This window comes from Necropsobacter rosorum (genome assembly GCF_964241405.1).
GTDB lineage: Bacteria > Pseudomonadota > Gammaproteobacteria > Enterobacterales > Pasteurellaceae > Necropsobacter > Necropsobacter rosorum.
The window spans coordinates 141,330-160,734 of sequence record NZ_CAXSXF010000002.1; the positions used below are offsets into that span (position 1 = coordinate 141,330).

At 48.4% G+C, this 19,405-nt stretch carries 14 protein-coding genes; 4 read left to right on the forward strand and 10 right to left on the reverse strand.

The genetic code is table 11. The features are described 5' to 3' along the window. Nucleotides 1-74: 74 nt before the first annotated feature. The 8 genes from ACESOH_RS04685 to glnS form a co-directional block, all read right to left on the reverse strand. Complete coding sequence (locus tag ACESOH_RS04685; RefSeq protein WP_373100038.1) at nt 75-2,537, reverse strand: glycogen/starch/alpha-glucan phosphorylase; 2,463 nt, start codon at nt 2,535-2,537, stop codon at nt 75-77. Between the two features lie 134 nt (nt 2,538-2,671). Further along, nucleotides 2,672-4,114, reverse strand: coding sequence for a glycogen synthase GlgA (glgA, locus tag ACESOH_RS04690; RefSeq protein WP_373100040.1), 1,443 nt, complete (start codon nt 4,112-4,114; stop codon nt 2,672-2,674). 68 nt (nt 4,115-4,182) lie between these two features. Then, nucleotides 4,183-5,490: a glucose-1-phosphate adenylyltransferase gene (gene glgC / locus ACESOH_RS04695; RefSeq protein WP_032092704.1), complete on the reverse strand. Its 1,308-nt coding sequence runs from the start codon at nt 5,488-5,490 to the stop codon at nt 4,183-4,185. A 40-nt stretch (nt 5,491-5,530) separates the two neighbouring features. Next, nucleotides 5,531-7,528 carry a glycogen debranching protein GlgX gene (glgX, locus tag ACESOH_RS04700; protein ID WP_373100041.1) on the reverse strand — a complete coding sequence of 666 codons (1,998 nt, stop codon included), beginning with the start codon at nt 7,526-7,528 and terminating at the stop codon, nt 5,531-5,533. A 111-nt stretch (nt 7,529-7,639) separates the two neighbouring features. Then, nucleotides 7,640-9,832, reverse strand: coding sequence for a 1,4-alpha-glucan branching protein GlgB (glgB, locus tag ACESOH_RS04705; RefSeq protein WP_373100043.1), 2,193 nt, complete (start codon nt 9,830-9,832; stop codon nt 7,640-7,642). Between the two features lie 95 nt (nt 9,833-9,927). Further along, nucleotides 9,928-10,365: a hypothetical protein gene (locus ACESOH_RS04710; RefSeq protein WP_373100045.1), complete on the reverse strand. Its 438-nt coding sequence runs from the start codon at nt 10,363-10,365 to the stop codon at nt 9,928-9,930. A gap of 83 nt (nt 10,366-10,448) precedes the next feature. Next, complete coding sequence (locus tag ACESOH_RS04715; RefSeq protein ID WP_373100046.1) at nt 10,449-10,904, reverse strand: YcgN family cysteine cluster protein; 456 nt, start codon at nt 10,902-10,904, stop codon at nt 10,449-10,451. A 92-nt stretch (nt 10,905-10,996) separates the two neighbouring features. After that, entirely contained in the window at nt 10,997-12,667 is a 1,671-nt protein-coding gene (glnS, locus tag ACESOH_RS04720; protein ID WP_373100048.1) for a glutamine--tRNA ligase, read from the reverse strand. Between the two features lie 255 nt (nt 12,668-12,922). On the opposite strand from glnS, the gene ACESOH_RS04725 reads away from it, so the two are divergent. The 3 genes from ACESOH_RS04725 (at nt 12,923) to tdeA (ending at nt 17,487) form a co-directional block, all read left to right on the forward strand. Continuing rightward, a complete protein-coding gene (locus ACESOH_RS04725; RefSeq protein ID WP_032092710.1) occupies nt 12,923-14,089 on the forward strand; it encodes an efflux RND transporter periplasmic adaptor subunit in 1,167 nt (388 codons plus the stop codon). A 17-nt stretch (nt 14,090-14,106) separates the two neighbouring features. Next, nucleotides 14,107-16,041, forward strand: a complete 1,935-nt coding sequence (locus tag ACESOH_RS04730; protein WP_373100050.1) for a MacB family efflux pump subunit — start codon at nt 14,107-14,109, stop codon at nt 16,039-16,041. A gap of 75 nt (nt 16,042-16,116) precedes the next feature. Continuing rightward, complete coding sequence (gene tdeA, locus ACESOH_RS04735; protein WP_373100051.1) at nt 16,117-17,487, forward strand: toxin/drug exporter TdeA; 1,371 nt, start codon at nt 16,117-16,119, stop codon at nt 17,485-17,487. Between the two features lie 167 nt (nt 17,488-17,654). Here the strand turns inward: tdeA and cspD are convergent, their stop codons facing one another. Both cspD and ACESOH_RS04745 read right to left on the reverse strand, forming a co-directional pair. Further along, nucleotides 17,655-17,864, reverse strand: a complete 210-nt coding sequence (gene cspD, locus ACESOH_RS04740; protein WP_032092713.1) for a cold shock domain-containing protein CspD — start codon at nt 17,862-17,864, stop codon at nt 17,655-17,657. Between the two features lie 212 nt (nt 17,865-18,076). Continuing rightward, entirely contained in the window at nt 18,077-18,238 is a 162-nt protein-coding gene (locus ACESOH_RS04745) for a YoaH family protein (protein ID WP_032092714.1), read from the reverse strand. Nucleotides 18,239-18,317: 79 nt separating this feature from the next. Between ACESOH_RS04745 and ACESOH_RS04750 the strand changes: the two genes are divergently transcribed. Beyond that, on the forward strand, nt 18,318-19,322 hold the full coding sequence (locus ACESOH_RS04750; RefSeq protein WP_032092715.1) for an ornithine carbamoyltransferase: 1,005 nt from the start codon (nt 18,318-18,320) through the stop codon (nt 19,320-19,322). Nucleotides 19,323-19,405: the final 83 nt, after the last annotated feature.

A 19,405-nucleotide genomic window follows, 5' to 3' on the forward strand; every position in this document is an offset into this window, starting at 1 on the left:
GCGGTCAAAAATTGTTATTTTTTTGACCGCACTTTTTGTTTGTCGGATTAGGTTCACAAAAACGATATCGGATATTAATCGAATTCTAACGGTTTGATTTTCCAGATTTTCTCCGCATATTCCGCGATGGTTCGGTCAGAGGAGAAGAAACTCATATTCACGATATTTTGCAGCGCACTGTCAACCCATGTCGCCTGATCCCGATATTTTTCATCTACCGCTTGCTGCGCCTCGACATAACTGCGGAAATCCGCAAATGCCTGATAATAATCATAAGAACGCAATGAATTCAATAAATCGTGATAACGATGCGGTTCTTTGGCGGAAAAACGTCCAGCGTAAATCTGATCGATTACCGTGCGCAGCTGTTCGTCCTGCTGATAAACATCGAACGGGCTGTATCCGTTACGACGTAACGCTTCAACCTGCTCCACCGTATTTCCGAAAATAAAGATATTGTCTTTTCCTACATTAGCCAGAATTTCCACGTTTGCGCCGTCTAACGTGCCCAGCGTCAGCGCACCGTTTAAGGCGAATTTCATGTTGCTGGTTCCGGAGGCCTCCGTTCCCGCCAGGGAAATCTGTTCGGAAATATCCGCAGCCGGAATAATCAGTTGAGCAAGACTTACGCTGTAATTAGGAATAAACACGACTTTCAGGCGCCCTTGCAGACGTTCATCCCGGTTGATCACGTTCGCGACATCATTAATCAGGTGAATCGTCTGTTTTGCGGCATAATAAGCCGATGCGGCTTTACCCGCCAGAATAAACACCCGCGGCGTCCAGTCTTTTTCCGGATGGGCGAGCATGTCGTTATAGCGCGCCACAATATGCAGTACGTTTAAGATCTGGCGTTTATATTCGTGAATGCGTTTTACCTGTACGTCAAACAACGCATCCGGATTCAGCTCAATACCCAGTTTTTTCTTCACATAATCCGCCAGACGAACTTTATTGGCCCGTTTGATTTGAGGAATGGCGTTTTTCAGTTCCGGTTCATTAATATGCGCCTTTAAATTTTCCAGCTGGGATAAATCACGGCGCCATTGATTGCCGATATAGCGGTCGAACAGGGCGGATAAATCCGGATTCGCAACGGCAATCCAGCGACGTGGCGTAATGCCGTTGGTCACGTTGGTGAAACGTTCGGGATAAATCCGCGCAAAATCGGCAAAGGTTGAGGTGACCATTAAATCGGAATGAATCGCCGCTACGCCGTTGACTTTATGTGAGCCCACAACGGACAGCCAGCCCATGCGCACTTTGCGCCAATCCCCCTCTTCAATTAAGGATACGCGGCGAATAAAATCCTGATCGGTGGTGACATATGTTCTGACATATTCTAAGAAATAGTCGTTAATCTCAAAGATAATCTGTAAATGTCGCGGCAGAATTTTGGCCATCATTTCCACCGGCCAGGTTTCCAGCGCTTCCGACATTAACGTATGGCAGGTATAAGAGAAAATCCGGCGGCACATATCCCAAGCGGTCTGCCAGCCGTAGCCTTCCTGATCTACTAAGATGTACATCAATTCGGGAATCGCCAGTGCCGGATGAGTATCATTCAGATGAATCGCCACTTTATCGGCAAGATTTTCCACCGAGCCGTGGGTGCGTTTATGCCGTTTGATAATATCCTGCAATGAAGCGGAAACCAGAAAATATTCCTGACGCAGCCGTAATTCGCGGCCGGCCCAGGTGGAATCGTCCGGGTACAGCACGCGTGACACGTTTTCGATGGCGGAACGCTGTTCCACCGCGCCGAAATAATCGCCTTTATTGAAATTATCCAGACTGAAGGTGTCACCGGCATGGGCGCTCCACAAACGTAAGGTGGCCGCGCTGTTATTACCGTAGCCCGGGATCATTTGATCGTAAGCCAGTGCGGTCACTTCTTCGCTGCTATGCCAGATACATTTTTTACCTTCAAAATAAATGTGTCCGCCGAAACGGATTGGAAAGCGTTTGGACGGGCGGATAAATTCCCACGGCATGCCTTTTTCCAACCAAGTGTCCGGTTTTTCGATCTGGCGACCGTCTTCAATCTGTTGGCGGAACATGCCGTATTCATAGCGAATGCCATATCCGATGCCGGGAATGCCTAAGGTGGCGATGGAATCCATAAAACAGGCGGCTAAACGGCCTAAACCGCCGTTCCCCAGACCCGGATCCACTTCTTTTTCCAGCACATCTTCCAAAGAAACGTTCAATGCCGCCAGCGCCTCTTTAGCCAGCTCATACACGCCTTCTGCGATCAGGGCGTTAGACAGGGTTCGTCCCATCAGAAATTCCATGGATAAATAATATACCCGGCGGGTTTGCTCATGTCTGGACTGGCGAGCCGTTGAGATCCAGCCTTCGGTGACTAAATCGCGCACCGCATATAATGTTGCGTTTAACCAGTCGCGCTGGCTGGCTTCCTGAGGTGAACGGCCGATAGAAAAAATTAATTTATAGACAATCGCATGTTTAAGGGATTCGGTTGAATGCTGTGGTTGATCATAGAAAAATGGAAAATCAATATTATCGATTACCATAATGTAGATTGCTCCTAGTTGCTATTAATAAAAAATGGCGTATTTTTATCCATTACGAACAAAAATACAACAAAAATTACGCTTATTTACACAGATGATAATAATCAGGGCAGTCTGCGCTGCCCTGTTGTGCATTAATTTGATAAAAGAGACTGATATAAATCCCGGTAATGCGCCGCGGAACTGTGCCAGCTGAAATCCTGTTCCATGGCGACGGTTCTGACACTAAACCATAACCGTTGTTTTTGCCATAACGCAAAGGCATTACTGATCGCTTGGGATAACGCTGCGGTGTCCGCCTCCTGAAAAACAAAACCGGTAGCCCGCCGAGCTTTAATATTTTCTGCGGTGCTGTCAATGACCGTATCGGCTAAGCCGCCGGTTGCACGGACAAGCGGTAAAGTGCCGTATTTCAGCCCGTATAGCTGAGTTAAACCGCAAGGTTCAAACCGGCTCGGCACTAAAATGACATCACCGCCGGCGATAATCAAATGCGATAAGGCTTCATCATAACCGATTTTCACCGCAATATGCTGCGGATATTGCTGCGCCAACCGCTGAACGCCTTCTTCCAAGTGCGGTGCGCCCGAGCCGAGAATCACCAGCTGACCGCCCTGTTTAACGATCGTCTCGGCACTGTCAATCAACAGATCGACGCCTTTCTGTTCCGTTAAACGGGTAACCATCACGAAAAGCAGCGCATTCGGCTGCTGAGGCAAATTAAAGTAACTCTGTAACTTTGCTTTGTTTTTACGTTTTCCGGCCATGGATTTTAATTTGTAATGATCGTCAATATAATCATCACTGCTCGGGTGCCAGATGTGCGCATCGACGCCGTTCAGAATTCCGCTTAAACGCCCTTCGCGGTACAACGCGGCTAATAATCCCTGCAAACCGTAACCGAATTCCGGCGTAGTAATTTCTTTGGCATAAGTCGGGCTGACCGCCGTGACCGCATCAGAGTAGTACAGACCGGCTTTCAGATAGGAAATCTGACCGTACAGCTCCAAACCGTTTACATTAAACATGTCGGCCGGCAGCCCCAGCTCGAATAAATGATGATAGGCAAACTGTCCCTGATAAGCCAAATTATGAATGGTAAAAACGGATTTCGCCGGCCGTCCTTTATTAAACAAATAAGCGCTGGCCAATCCGGCATGCCAGTCATGAGCGTGCACGATTTCAGCCCGCCACCAGGCGTCAAGACCGCAGGCCAGTTCGGCGCCAATCCGCCCCAGTAAGGCAAAACGCTTATAATTATCGGCATAATCGTTATACCATTGATTATGATAGGGATTACCTGCGCGGGCATATAAGTGCGGTGCGTCAATTAAATAAATTCCAACGCCCTTATAATCGCCGTAACGCAAAATAACATGACCGGCGAACCCGTCATCAAATTCCGCCACCACCGCCGTATTTAAAATACCGGCCGAAATCGCCGGATACGCAGGAATCAAAATACGGCTGTCAATGCCGATATCCTGCTGCGCGAAGGGCAACGCCCCCATAACATCCGCCAGTCCGCCGGTTTTCAGTAACGGATACAACTCTGAACAAACGTGTAATACTCTCATTTAATTTCATCTTCCTTAAAACAATCATCATACGGTGCGAAATCACACCGTATTCGATAAATCGGTGGTTAGTCCAAATGCGACTCCGACGCCACGGCTTCACCGTTCAGTTTTTTCAGCATGGATTCCGTTACCAATACGACGCCCCCTTTGCTGACGCGAAAGCGTCTGCTGTCTTCCTCCGGATCCACGCCGATTTGCATACCGTCCGGAATGACCACATGACGGTCAATAATACAGCGTTTTAATATGCAGTTTTTGCCAACTGTCACCTGCGGCAGCACGACGCTATGATCAACGACGGAACCTTCATTGACTTTTACGCGATCAAACAGTACGGAATTACTGATTGAGGCATCGATAATCACACAACCGCCGGAAATCAACGAATTATCCACCGGTTTGACATTGGCGTTTTTATAGAAAAACTTCGATGGATAGGTTTGCACCGGATTGCCGCGGATCGGCCAGCTTTGATCATAAATATCCAATTGCGGATTTTCCGAGACCAGATCAATATTAGATTGCCAGAAACTGTCCAGCGTGCCGACATCGCGCCAGTAAATTTCCCCCTCGGTATTGCGTCCCATACAGGAGCGACTGAACGGATGGGCATACAACACACCGTCTTCTAATGCTTTCGGTATAATATCCTTGCCGAAATCATGAGACGTATAAGGCGTATGCACCTCACGCTCCAGAACATCATATAAATAATCGGCATCGAATACATAAATCCCCATCGAAGCCAACGAGGTGTTCGGCTTGCCGACCATCGCCGGCGGATCTTTCGGTTTTTCCACAAAGGATTTCACTTTCAGGTTTTCGTTTACCGCCATTACGCCGAATTCCGTCGCTTTTTCGCGTTCCACTTCAATGCACCCTACGGTACATTTCGCACCGCTTGATACATGGTCGAGCAACATCTGACTGTAATCCTGCTTATAAATATGATCGCCGGCCAGAATCAGCACATATTTCGGACAATAGTGGTTACGGATAATCGCCATGTTCTGATACACCGCATCGGCTGTACCGCGATACCAGGTGGAATCATCAATTTGCTGGCGAGCCGGCAGCATATCAATAAATTCCCCTCGTTCCTGCGGTAAAAAAGACCAGCCGGTCTGTAAATGGCGCAGCAACGAATGCGCCGCATATTGCGTCACTACGCCGATACGGTTCAGACCGGAATTAATGCAGTTGGATAGTGCAAAGTCGATAATACGGCGATTACCGCCGAAATACAGCGCAGGCTTCGCACGCTTATCCGTCAATTCATAAAGACGAGATCCCCGCCCGCCGGCAAGAATAAGGACTAAGGTATCCTTAACGACCTCATATTTACTCGGTAATTTAGAAATGCTGCTCATAATGTTTACCTCCGCATTAATTTAACTGACAACAATATCGACTTTATCGACAACTCACATCCTGCAATATACAAAACGCCAGCTCATCGACATCCAGCTGATTTTCCCGGATTGTCGCCGCTGCCGCGCTGTATATCACCTTCCATTCACCTTCCGGCAAGCGAAATGTCTGTAATCCCGCTTTCGCGTTAATCAATAATAACCACTGTTGATCCAACCGTATTTGTAACGCTTTGCTCTCACGGTTGTGCCAATCGACAATCGGCATTAAGGCGCCCTGAGGGTTCAGCCATTGCACATTACTATCATTCCACCAACCGTCGCGGCGCAAACTGTGTATCCGCTTTCTTAAGGCAATCGTTTGCTTCACCGCGTGAAATAAGTCCGCTTTGAACCAGCTCCATTTCAGCCAGGTCGTTTCGTTATCCTGACAGTACGCGTTATTGTTACCGAACTGGGTATTTCCGAATTCATCTCCGGCCAGCAACATCGGCGTTCCGTTCGCCAGCAGCAAAGCGGTCAACATCCCGCAGCTGGTTAAAAAGCGTTCTAAATCCACGGTTCGCGCCGCATTCATTGACCCTTCAAAACCATGATTGTAGCTGTAATTCTTATTGCTGCCGTCGCGGTTATCCTCACCATTGGCTAAATTATGCTTATCGTTATAACTGACTAAATCCCGCAAGGTAAAGCCGTCATGGGAGCTAATATAATTCACGGAATGGTGCGGCAGGCGTTCCGCCTGTTTAAAAATATCGCCGGAGCCGGCAAAGCGCTCGGCAAACCGATCCAACTCCCCGCTTTTCCATAACCAGAAACGGCGCATATCGTCACGGAATCGATCATTCCATTCCGCAAAATACGGCGGGAAATGCCCTAGTTGATAGCCGTTTTCGCCCACATCCCAAGGTTCGGCAATAAACTTGCAGTGACGTAAACTCGGAGTCTGGGCAATTTCCCGAAACAGCAACGCCTGCTGATTGTAAGCAGGGCTATCCCGCCCCAGCACGGTGGCCAGATCAAAGCGAAAACCGTCCACATGGCATTTTTCCACCCAGTAGCGCAAACAATCAATCACCCAGTGACGACTGATGCGGTGCGACAAATTCAGCGTGTTGCCGCAACCGCTCCAGTTTAAATAATCACCGGCTTGGTTCTGCCAATAATAGGTTTTATCGTCAATACCGCGTTGGCTGAAGGTCGGAAAATGTTTCTCCGCCTCCGCCGAATGATTAAATACCACATCCAGAATGACTTCGATACCCGCTTTATGCAGGGCTTTAACCATGCTCTTAAATTCCGTCAGCGGCGTGGTGTGCGGCTGCTGCGCCCAATATTTCGGCTCTACCGCAAACATCGCCAATGGGTTGTATCCCCAATAATTATGCAGCCCTTTTTCCTGTAAGTGCGGTTCATCCAGATGATAATTTACCGGCAGCAGTTCAACCGCGGTAATGCCCAGTTCTTGCAGATAGGCGATCATCGTCGGGTGCGCCAATCCGGCATAAGTGCCGCGGATATGCTGCGGTAAATCCTCACGCAAGCGGGTAAACCCTTTGACATGAACTTCATAAATCACCGTTTCCGCCCAAGGGGTTTGCGGCGCCTTGTCTCCGCTCCAGTTAAACCGTTCATTCGTGATCACCGCTTTAGGCGCTAAATGAGCATTATCGCGCTTGTCATCAAGCAAAAACCACGCCCGGCTTTCCGCCGAGCTTAAATCGGGTTTGCCCTGCACGGTTCTGGCGTAAGGGTCAAGCATCAGCTTGTGTGGGTTACACAAGGTTTCGCCGTCTTTACCGTATAACCGAAAGCCGTATTTCATCCCGTAATACACATCAACCAGCCAAATATGCCACACATCATGGGTGCAGTGCATCGGCAGGCGAACTTCCTGTACATCGTTTTTATCATCAAAAAGACATAGCTCGACAGCCGTCGCCTGTGATGAATAAAGCGCAAAATTAAATCCGGTGATCCCTTTGTTAATCTGTTGAGTACAACCCAAGGGATAAGGTTTGCCTACGTTGATTCTTGTCATTATTCCGTTATCCAAATCCTTTATTGTTTACCGCTTATCGAAACATCACCTCCGCATCATTTGTCGAGCGCATGTATCGCCTAAGCGGTAAAAATTCCGTTTATCGCAAAATTACCCGTTCTTTAAAGCTAAATAAATCGTCGCCAGCGGCGGTAGCGTCAAGCTGATTGACTGCGGCTTACCGTGACTTGCAACCCCTTCGGAGATGACTTCTCCCTGATTGCCCGTATCCGAACCCTGGTAATAACCCGAATCGGAATTTAAAATTTCCTGATATGCGCCGCCCACATTAACCCCGATCCGATAATCGTAACGCGGCACCGGCGTGAAGTTGCTGATCACAATCACACGCTCGCCCTGACGGCTGCGGCGCTCAAAGGCAAATACGGAATTCTGATAATCATCCACCACCAGCCATTCGAATCCTTGCGGGTCGCAATCCAGCTCATACAGTGCCGCATAGGCTTTATAAGTGCGGTTCAAATCTTTCACGAAATGCTGCACGCCTTTATGCCAGCCGCCGCCAATCGCCTCATCCAGTAGGAACCAGTCCAGACTTTCTTCATAATTCCATTCGCGTCCCTGCGCAAATTCATTGCCCATAAACAATAATTTTTTGCCCGGATAGCCCCACATATAACCGTAATAAGCGCGCAGGTTGGCGAATTTCTGCCAGGCATCGCCCGGCATTTTGTCCAGCAAAGATAATTTCCCGTGCACCACTTCATCATGCGAAAGCGGCAACACGAAATTTTCACTGTATTGATAGATCATCCCGAAGGTCATCTGATTATGATGATACTGGCGATAAACCGGATCTTTTTGCATATAGGAAAGCGTATCGTTCATCCAGCCCATGTTCCATTTAAAATGGAATCCCAAGCCGCCGTCCTGCGGCGGTCGGGTTACGCCGGCAAAAGAGGTCGATTCTTCGGCAATGGAAATTGCGCCCGGCGCTTCCGTACCGATAATACGGTTGGTGTGCTGCAGAAATTCGATGGCTTCCAGATTTTCCCGTCCGCCGTACTGATTCGGAATCCATTGCCCTTCTGCACGGCTGTAATCACGATAGAGCATCGACGCCACCGCATCGACGCGGATACCGTCCAGTGCAAAACGCTCCAGCCAATACAACGCATTGCCGGCTAAGAAGTTTTTCACTTCGTTGCGTCCGTAATTATAAATCAGTGTATTCCAATCCTGATGATAGCCCTCGCGCGGATCGGCATATTCATATAATGCGGTGCCGTCAAAAGCCGCTAAACCATGGGTATCGCTCGGAAAATGGCCCGGCACCCAGTCCAGAATCACATTGATCCCGGCCTCATGGGCTTTATCTACCAAACGGCGGAAACCGTCCGGCGTACCAAAACGGCTGGTCGGGGAATACAGCCCAATCGGCTGATAGCCCCATGAACCGTCAAACGGATATTCGGATAACGGTAAAAATTCAATATGGGTAAACCCCATCTCTTTCACATAAGGAATCAATTCGGCGGCAATCTCATCATAATCCAGCCAGAAATTATTCGCCAGATTGCGCCGCCACGAGCCCAAATGCACTTCATAAATGGCGATCGGCTGATCCGCACGATTGGCCTTTTGCCGCTGTGCCGTTACTTCGCTAATTTCCGGCAGCGCACTGATTTGTGACGCCGTATCGGGACGCAGCTGGGAGCAGAAAGCGTAAGGATCGGCTTTCAGACGTAACTGGCCATGACAATCAATCAGTTCGAATTTATACAATTGTCCTAATGAAGCCTTCGGCAGAAAGAGCTCCCAGATACCGCTCGCCGGATGAAAACGCATCGGATGGCGGCGTCCGTCCCAATAGTTAAAATCCCCCACCACGGAAACACGCTGCGCGTTAGGCGCCCACAAGCGGAAATTCACCCCGGATACGCCGTCGCATTCCATAAAATGCGCCCCTAACACCTCATAAGGACGTAAGTGCGATCCCTCCGCCAGCAGCCAGTTATCCAGCTCACCCAGCATAGGACGGAAACGGTAAGGATCTTCAATAATCTGCGGTTCGTTACCCCAATAAACCTGTAATTGATAAGCGAAGAAGCTGCGGGTATCCGGAATTACGCCGCTAAAAAATCCCCGCTCGTCCACATAATCCAGCTCGGCCACCGCAGTATGGGTTTCCTTATTTAATACCGTGACCCGGTTTGCGTCCGGCAATAACACCCGGATTTCAATGCCGTTATCCGTTTCGTGCATGCCCAGCACGGCGAAAGGATCGGCATGATTGCCGTCAAAAAACGCATTAATTACATCTTGTGAAACTAATCTTGTCATAATAACCCCTTACTGCCTCTCTATATTGGTTGATCCGTTTTCGTCGCGCAACGGCTGTTGATTATGCCGCACCACAGGCTGCCCTATGCGGCTTGTCAGGTTATTCCGACGCTAGCGCAAGGTATTCCGGCAAATGAAAAATCCATTTCCCTTCGACAGCGCCCGTCACCCTGCTTCCCGGTCTCCCGACCGTCACGATGTGATTTATCCCGCAGTGAATGAGCCGCATATAAACAAGCGGGAAAGGCAGTTTGCCGCACCGCGTCAGTGTTTAAGGCGTCATTGTGGAAAGAAAGAAAAGGAAACGAAAAAAAATGAGGAAAAGGCAATGTGTATTCGGCTGCGATGCGGCCCGCTTTATCGGGTAACAAACCGTTTGAAACACCGTCATCGGGTACACCCAAACGGTCGGCACAATGGGTGATTGTAGTTACCCGTTCGCGCGCCTGTCGCGGCATAACATTGTCAGGCCGCAGTCGGAACCGGGTCGCCTCCCCCGGAGGTTGTAAACGCACAGAAATGGGAATGTTCATCTTTGTTTCCAACAACTATACAAACTGGAGAATGAATTCTATTCTATAGCAGCAGGTTACAAATACAACGCTTTTAGTTTGATTTAGTGATCTTCGTCAACAATATCGTTAACAATAAATTCACACCAGTCGATCACCTCCCGCTCATGCACGCCGTCGGCAATAAAAATGCCCGCCGCTTTGACCGTAGCCGGATCGCCCGAAATAAGCGGATGCCAGTCATATAACGGTTTATTTTCATATAACAGGCGATAAGCGCAGGTGCGCGGCAACCAGCCGAAATCGGGCAGATTTTTTTTCGTCAGTTTGGTGCAGTCCGGTTCGAGCTGAAAACGGCGTTGATAATGACCGCACTTTCCGCTGTCCAGATCCAATAAATTACAGGCGATTCGGGTGAAATACAGGCGCTGACGTTTTCCGCGTCCCTCAATAAATTTACGGTAACAACATTTACCGCAGCCGTCGCAAAGCGCTTCCCACTCCGCGTCGTTCATGTCTTGCAGGGATTTGGTTTCCCAGTATTTCGGCGCTAACTGCATAATATGATTCTTGTATAGATAAAAGTGCGGTTTAATTTCAACGAGAATTTACACCGCACTTTGAGAAACGACTTAATTTGTCCGACGGGAAACTAAAACCCTTCTTTCAGGCTCACCGTCAGATTAAACACCAGATGTTCCGGCCGGCTGTCTTTGCTGTCGGCGCAGTAATAGCCTTCACGTTCGAACTGATAGGCTTTTTCGGCTTCGGCATTTGCCAGATTGCGTTCCACAAACCCGTGTTTTACCACTAAGGAATGCAGGTTTAACACATCGTTGATATCGTCCGCCGCACTTGGATTCGGCACCGTAAACAGCCGATCGTAAAGGCGGAATTCCGCCGGCAGATTATCCGTCGCCGACACCCAGTGAATCACCCCTTTTACTTTACGCCCGTCCTGCGGATTGGCGCCCAGCGTCTGCGCATCATAGCTGCAATACACTGTGGTGATATTGCCCTCGGCGTCCTTTTCCACCCGCTCCGCTTTAATAATATAGGCGTTGCGCAAACGCACTTCTTTGCCCAATACCAAGCGTTTATAGTGTTTGTTGGCTTCCTCGCGGAAATCCGCCTGATCAATATAAATCTCACGGGTCAACGGAATCTGACGCGTGCCCAGCTCTTCCCGGTTCGGGTGATTCGGCACGGTCAGCATCTCTTTTTTATCCGCATCAAAATTTTCAATCACTACCCGCAGCGGATTTAATACCGCCATAGCACGCGGCGCATTCACATTCAAATCATCGCGGATACAGCTTTCCAGCGCGCTGTATTCCACCACGTTATCCTGTTTGGTCACGCCGATACGGCGACAGAATTCACGAATGGACGCCGGCGTATAACCGCGGCGGCGCAGCCCGGAAATGGTCGGCATGCGCGGATCGTTCCAGCCGTCCACCACGCCTTCTTCCACCAGTTTCAGCAATTTCCGTTTGGAGGTTAGGGTATATTCCAGATTCAGGCGTGAAAATTCATATTGATGCGGCAGCGGGCGCGCAATGGAAATGTTTTCCAGCACCCAATCGTATAACCGGCGGTTATCCTGAAATTCCAGCGTACACAACGAATGCGTAATGCGTTCCAGCGCATCGGAAATACAATGGGTGAAATCGTACATCGGATAAATGCACCATTTATCGCCGGTTTGATGGTGGCTGGCGAATTTAATCCGGTACAGCACCGGATCGCGCATCACCATAAACGGCGAGGCCATATCGATTTTGGCACGCAGACTTGCCGTGCCTTCGGCAAATTCCCCGCGGCGCATTTTGTCGAATAACGCCAGATTTTCTTGCACCGAACGATCACGATAAGGGCTGTTTTTACCCGGCTCGGTTAAGGTGCCGCGGTATTTGCGCATCTGTTCCGGCGACAGTTCGTCCACATAAGCCAATCCTTTTTCGATCAGTTCGACGGCATATCCATGCAATTGATCGAAATAATCGGAGGCATAACGCGCTTCACCCTGCCACTGAAAACCCAGCCATTTGACATCCTGCTTGATGGAATCCACATATTCCACATCTTCCTTCACCGGGTTGGTGTCGTCAAAACGTAGATTGCACAAGCCCTGATAATCCTGCGCGATACCGAAATTCAGGCAAATGGACTTGGCATGCCCGATATGCAGATAACCGTTGGGTTCGGGCGGGAAACGGGTATAAACATTATTCAATCGCCCGCTGGCAAGATCCTCATCAATAATCTGGCGGATAAAATTCGTCGGGCGATGCTCGCTCTGTGCTGTATCAATATGGCTCATTCTGACCTCAATTAACTTAATCTTTTTTCATTCAAAAATTGGCGCTTATTCTACCCTGTTTGCAATCAGAATACAAAAGTGCGGTTGCTTTTCAGCAAATTAATGGTAAAATCCGCAACGCAAAAAATGAACGAACGTTCATTCAGTGAGAGATAAAAGGGAAAATTGTCGGTTTTCATTTCTTAAGTTTTTCTTAAGATACTTTTTTTATCATTGCGACCCAAATTAATCTTGTATATTCCCGGAGCGAATTCCATGACAAAAAAACATATTCTCTCATTTATCCTACTGGCCGCAATCGGCATCGGCGCGTACAGTTATTTCGGCCGTTCAAATAACAATAACACAACTTATCTGACCGAAACCGTGCAGCGCAGCGACGTGCAGAAATCCGTTATTACCAGCGGTACCGTGCGTGCCTATAACCGGGTCGAAGTCGGTGCGCAGGTCTCGGGCAAAATCGAAAAAATTCACGTTACGCTGGGTCAGGAAATCAAACAAGGCGATTTAATCGCGGAAATCGATTCCAAAACCCAAGTCAATAATTTAAACACCGCGCAGGCTTCCCTCGCCTCTTATCAGGCACAGCTGAAAGCGAAAAAGGTGGCTTACGAGGTGGCGAAATCGGCCTATAACCGCATGTCGGGCTTGTATGCCAAAAAATCCGTCAGTCTGGATGATTTGGATACGGCGAAAAACACCTTTGCCGCCGCAGAAGCCGCGATTGAGGAAATCGAAGCGTCCATTAAAACCGCTGAAATCGACGTCAGCACCGCACAAACCAATTTGAGCTACACCAAAATTCTGTCGCCGATTAACGGCACGGTGATTTCCATTCCGGTATCCGAAGGGCAAACCGTGAACGCCAATCAAACCACGCCGACCATCGTACAGGTGGCGGATTTAAGCAAAATTCTGATTAAACCGGAAATTTCCGAAGGCGATGTGACCAAAGTGAAAGCCGGTATGCCGGTGGCGTTTACTACGTTGTCGGAACCGGATACCGTCTATAAATCCACCATTGCCTCCGTCGATCCGGCCATGACCACGCTGACCGACAACGAATATTCCGAAAGCGTGTCCGATACCGATGCGGTGTATTATTACGCCAATGTGGTGGTGGATAATCAGGATAACAAACTGCGGATCGGCATGACCATTCAGAACACCATTACCATCGCCGATGTCAAAAACGCGCTGGTGGTGCCGACCTTGACCCTGCATAAACAGGGCGATAAAACCTATGTCAATGTACTGAACGAGAATCATCAGACGGAACAGCGCGAAGTCACCACAGGCTTAAGCGACGATGTGAACACGCAGATTCTGTCCGGCCTGCAGGAAGGCGAAAAAGTGATTTCCTCTCAGGTTGCCAGCGGCGAAACCGTGGGCAATTCCAATCGTGGCCCGAGAATGTTCTAAAAAGTGCGGTTAGTTTTATGAATATTATTGAAATTAAAGCGATTAATAAATATTTCGGCACCGGTGAAAACCGCACTCAGGTATTAAAAGAGATTAATCTTGAAATTGAAAAAGGCGACTTCATCGCGATTATCGGTCAATCGGGTTCCGGTAAATCCACGTTAATGAATATTATCGGTTGTCTGGATACCGCTACTTCCGGCTCGTATAACATCGACGGCACGGAAGTCAGCCGCTTAAGCCGCGATGAACTGTCCGATTTACGCCAGAAGAAATTCGGCTTTATCTTCCAACGTTATAATCTGCTGTCCACCTTAAGTGCGGTGGAAAATGTGGCGCTGCCGGCCATTTATGCCGGTGTGGATCAGCAAACCCGTCTGACGCGCGCCGCACAATTACTGGAAAAACTGGGGCTGTCCGATCGGCTGGAAAATAAACCGAATCAGCTTTCCGGCGGTCAGCAACAACGGGTCAGTATCGCCCGTGCGCTGATGAACGGCGGCGATATTATCCTGGCGGATGAGCCGACCGGCGCGCTGGACAGTAAAAGCGGCGAAACCGTAATGGAAATTCTGACTCAGCTGCATAGCGAAGGTCATACCATTATTCTGGTTACGCACGATAAAAATGTCGCCGCCTTTGCCAACCGGATTATTGAAATCAAAGACGGGCGCATCATTGAAGATACGCGGAAATCGGATCTTATCGTGCAGAAAACCGACAATCCGCCAATCCATAAAAGCCGTTTCAGCTTCTATAAAGATCAGTTTATGGAATCGTTTAAAATGTCGGTCAATGCCATTATTGCCCATAAACTGCGTTCGCTTTTGACCATGCTGGGAATTATTATCGGGATCACCTCCGTGGTTTGCGTGGTGGCGCTGGGTAACGGATCGCAGCAGAAAATTCTCGCCAATATCAACGCCATGGGGACCAATACCATGGATATTTATAACGGGACGGGATTCGGTGATCGCCGAGCGGAGAAAAATCAGAATCTGACCGTCAGCGATTCCGATATTCTGGCCAAACAAAGCTATATCGTCAGCTCAACGCCGAACAGCGCGGTGAGCGGTACCCTGACTTACGGCAGCGAAAGCTTTACCGCACAGGTCAAAGGAGTCGGCGAGCAGTATTTTAATGTGAAAGGGTTAAACCTGAAACAGGGCGAGCTGTTCAGCGCGCAGGATGTCAAACATAACGAACAGGTCGCCGTGATTGATGAAAATACCCTGAAAGATGTGTTCGGCGGACAAAATCCGATCGGTAAAATTCTGATGATGAACAAAAAACCGCTGAAAGTCATCGGTGTCGCCGCGACATCTAATAATATGGGGATGAATTCCACCACGCTGAATATTTATATTCCCTACACCACGGCGATGAATAAAATCTCCGGTAATCAGAAAATCGATTCCATCACGGTCAAAGTGCGCGATGATATCAATTCAACGGTGGCGGAAAAAGATCTGACCCATTTGCTGACCGTTCGGCACGGTAAAAAAGACTTTTTCGTGATGAATACCGATACCATTAAACAAACCATTGAAAGCACCACCAACACGATGAAATTACTTATTTCCTGTATCGCCGTGATCTCATTGATTGTCGGCGGCATCGGGGTAATGAATATCATGCTGGTTTCCGTTACCGAACGCACCAAAGAGATTGGCGTGCGGATGGCCATCGGTGCCAAACAATTTAATATATTGCAGCAGTTTTTAATTGAAGCGGTGCTGATTTGTTTAATCGGCGGAATTACCGGCATCGTGCTGTCAATTCTGCTGGGTACGCTGTTTAACCTGTTGATGACCGATTTCACCATGATCTTCTCCACATTTTCCATTGTGGCGGCGGTGCTCTGCTCGACCTTAATCGGCGTGGTGTTCGGTTATATGCCGGCGAAAAACGCCTCGCAGTTAAACCCGATTACAGCGTTAGCACAGGAATAGATTTTTTGATACAATTTCGTTCACTCAAAAGTGCGGTAAAAATCACCGCACTTTCATTATTTCAAGGAAAATACCATGCTAAAACTTTCAAAAGTCGCCTTTGCCGTTACTCTGTCAACGGTATTAATCGGTTGTGCGAATATCGATGATTCTTATAAAGCGTCTCAATTAGATTTCCAACAATACGAAGAACTGACCAAACAATATAATATTCAGGAAAACTGGTGGACGCTGTACCGTGATCCGCAGCTCAACCGTTTGGTGGAACAGGCGCTGGCGAATAATAAAGATTTAGCCAAAGCGGCAATTTCCGTCAACTCGGCGTTGTATAACGCCAATCTGGTCGGCGCGGATCTGGTGCCGGCATTCAGCGGTTCGACCACATCAAGTGCGCAGAAAAACATCAAAACCGGCGGCAATTCGACCATCGTCCATAAAGGCGCGCTGGAAGTGAGCTATACGCTGGATTTATGGCGCCGTCTGGCCGATGCCGCCTCTGCTGCGGAATGGACTTATGCGGCCACCGCGCAGGATTTGGAAAATACCCGGGTTTCGTTAATCAACTCGGTGATCGTCACTTATTATCAGCTTGCGTATCTGAATGACGCCATTGCCGTCACCAATCAGACGATCGATTATTACGCGCAAATCAACCGCATTATGCAGAATAAATTAACCCAAGGCGTAGCGGACAGCGCCAGTACCGATCAGGCGCAGCAATCGGTGCTCACCGCGCGCAATACCTTAATCAGCTATCAGACACAGAAAAAAACCGCCGAACAGACATTGCGCAATTTGCTGAATTTAAAACCGAACGATGTGTTACAGGTTAATTATCCGCATATTATGGAGGTGAAAAATGTCGGCGTGAATTTAAACGTGCCGCTTTCCACCATTGCCAACCGCCCGGATGTGAAAGGCTATCAATACCGTCTGAACAGCGCATTTAAAGATGCCAAAGCGATGCAGAAGAGCTGGTTCCCGACCGTGACGCTGGGCGGCAGCTTAGGTTCCAGCGGGGATAAAGTCAACAACGCGTTCAATACTCCGCTTGCTGGCGGAACATTAGGCATCAGTCTGCCGTTTTTAAGCTGGAATACGGTGAAATGGAATGTGAAAATCTCCGAGGCCGCCTATGAAACCGCCTTGGTGAATTTTGAACAAAGCATTACCAGCGCACTGAACGATGTTGACACCAACTATTTTGCCTATAATCAGGCGCGCCAGAATCTGTCCAATCTGCAACAGACCCATGACTATAACGTGCGTATCACCCAATATTACAGAAACCGTTATAATGCCGGTATTTCCGAATTAAAAGACTGGCTGAATGCGGCCAATACGGAAAAAAGCTCACAGCTTTCGATCCTGAATGCGAAATACAGCCTGATTCAGAGCGAAAATGCCGTGTACAGTTCAATGGGCGGATATTATTCGGTGAAATAAACGGCCGGGCGATGGCGTTTGCTTGCGCTGAAACCAATATTGCCAAGTTCAAATATTGCGCAGTTAAAGGAAAGTCTGCAGGCTTTCCTTTTTTTATCCAATGAAAAAAGACAAGGCGACTAACCTTGTCTTAAAAGAGATTGACTAAATAAAGGAAAATATAATTATTATTCTACAATAGGCACAATTTTGGTCGCGTGAGAACCTTTGTCTCCGTGTACGGCTTCGAAATTCACTTTCTGACCGGCTTTCAATGAACGATAACCGTCCATTTCAATCACCGAATAGTGCGCAAAAATATCCGCATCGTTGCCTTCTGCGGAAATAAAACCGAATCCCTTCGCATTATTAAACCATTTAACAACACCAACTTCCATAACATTGACCTCTAATATGGATTTAACGTCCTGAATAGACTATTTTATTACCTAATAAAGCAGGTCTGCTTTATCACCCGAATTTCCGAGCAGATATTCAATGAATTTCAGCTATTTGGCAATAAAAAATAGTTTAAAATCAAACAGAGATCACAAAATTTCTTTATATATTCATTGCTTATACAATTCAGCAGTTAATTCGTGCAGAAAAATCACTGCCCATTTTGCTGTGCCGCATGTTGTTCCCGCAATGCCTTCGCCACCATCGCAATCGCCTCGCCGCTGCTCAGTCCCTGCTGCATGAGTTGCTGAATTTTTTCTACCGCGCGCTGCTGCTGTTCGTGAGTCAGGCCGAGTAATGGGTTGTCCGACATATTTTTACCTTTATCAACATCAAAGAAACCAGTAATATACCAACAAAATCACGAAACACAATATAACAGGAGTAACACAATGCCTTTTAACTTAAAAAACCGCCATTTACTGAGTCTGGCCAATCATAGCCCGCGTGAAATCCGTTTTTTGCTCGATCTCGCCCGCGATCTTAAACGGGCCAAATATGCCGGAACCGAACAGCCGCGGTTAAAAGGCAAAAATATTGCGCTGATTTTTGAAAAAACCTCTACCCGCACCCGCTGCGCCTTTGAGGTGGCCGCTTATGATCAGGGCGCGAACGTCACTTACATTGATGCCGCCTCATCCCAAATCGGCCACAAAGAAAGCATGAAAGATACCGCGCGCGTACTGGGACGCATGTATGACGCCATTGAATACCGCGGTTTCAAACAAGCCGTGGTTAATGAACTGGCGCATTATGCCGGCGTACCGGTGTTTAACGGGCTGACCGATGAATTTCACCCTACTCAGATGCTGGCCGATGCGCTGACCATGATCGAGCATTCGACCAAACCGCTCAATGAAATCAGCTATGTGTATATCGGCGATGCGCGCAATAATATGGGCAATTCCCTGCTGCTGCTCGGTGCCAAACTCGGTATGGACGTCCGCATCTGCGCGCCGCAAGCTCTGTTGCCGGAAAACCAACTGGTAGAACGGTGTCGGCAGATTGCCGCCCAAACCGGCGCCCGCATTTTAGTCAGTGAGGATATTGATGCCGCGCTGAAAGGCGTCGATTTCGTTCATACGGATGTCTGGGTTTCCATGGGCGAACCGCTGGAAACCTGGGGTGAGCGCATTAAACTGCTGTTGCCCTATCAGGTCACGCCGCAACTGATGCAGCGAAGCGGTAATCCGAATGTGAAATTTATGCATTGTCTGCCAGCGTTCCATAACTGCGAAACCGAAGTCGGGCGCCAAATCGCCGCGCAATATCCGCAGCTGGCCGACGGCATTGAAGTGACGGAAGCGGTATTCGAATCGCCGATGAACATCGCCTTTGAACAGGCGGAAAACCGCATGCACACCATTAAAGCGGTGATGGTCGCCGCACTGGCGTAATCTTTCATTTCCGGCGACGGGCGGGAAACTCCTGCCCGTCTTCCGGTATTTTCCTGTATTTTTATGCAAAACAGCTGAAATTT

What these genes read in the sequence shown, in the direction of transcription:
- ACESOH_RS04685 (WP_373100038.1), bottom strand. Translation starts at nt 2,537, where the DNA reads ATGGTAATCGATAATATTGATTTTCCATTTTTCTATGATCAACCACAG.
- glgA (WP_373100040.1), bottom strand. Translation starts at nt 4,114, where the DNA reads ATGAGAGTATTACACGTTTGTTCAGAGTTGTATCCGTTACTGAAAACC.
- glgX (WP_373100041.1), bottom strand. Translation starts at nt 7,528, where the DNA reads ATGACAAGAATCAACGTAGGCAAACCTTATCCCTTGGGTTGTACTCAA.
- glgB (WP_373100043.1), bottom strand. Translation starts at nt 9,832, where the DNA reads ATGACAAGATTAGTTTCACAAGATGTAATTAATGCGTTTTTTGACGGC.
- ACESOH_RS04710 (WP_373100045.1), bottom strand. Translation starts at nt 10,365, where the DNA reads ATGAACATTCCCATTTCTGTGCGTTTACAACCTCCGGGGGAGGCGACC.
- ACESOH_RS04715 (WP_373100046.1), bottom strand. Translation starts at nt 10,904, where the DNA reads ATGCAGTTAGCGCCGAAATACTGGGAAACCAAATCCCTGCAAGACATG.
- glnS (WP_373100048.1), bottom strand. Translation starts at nt 12,667, where the DNA reads ATGAGCCATATTGATACAGCACAGAGCGAGCATCGCCCGACGAATTTT.
- ACESOH_RS04725 (WP_032092710.1), top strand. Translation starts at nt 12,923, where the DNA reads ATGACAAAAAAACATATTCTCTCATTTATCCTACTGGCCGCAATCGGC.
- ACESOH_RS04730 (WP_373100050.1), top strand. Translation starts at nt 14,107, where the DNA reads ATGAATATTATTGAAATTAAAGCGATTAATAAATATTTCGGCACCGGT.
- tdeA (WP_373100051.1), top strand. Translation starts at nt 16,117, where the DNA reads ATGCTAAAACTTTCAAAAGTCGCCTTTGCCGTTACTCTGTCAACGGTA.
- cspD (WP_032092713.1), bottom strand. Translation starts at nt 17,864, where the DNA reads ATGGAAGTTGGTGTTGTTAAATGGTTTAATAATGCGAAGGGATTCGGT.
- ACESOH_RS04745 (WP_032092714.1), bottom strand. Translation starts at nt 18,238, where the DNA reads ATGTCGGACAACCCATTACTCGGCCTGACTCACGAACAGCAGCAGCGC.
- ACESOH_RS04750 (WP_032092715.1), top strand. Translation starts at nt 18,318, where the DNA reads ATGCCTTTTAACTTAAAAAACCGCCATTTACTGAGTCTGGCCAATCAT.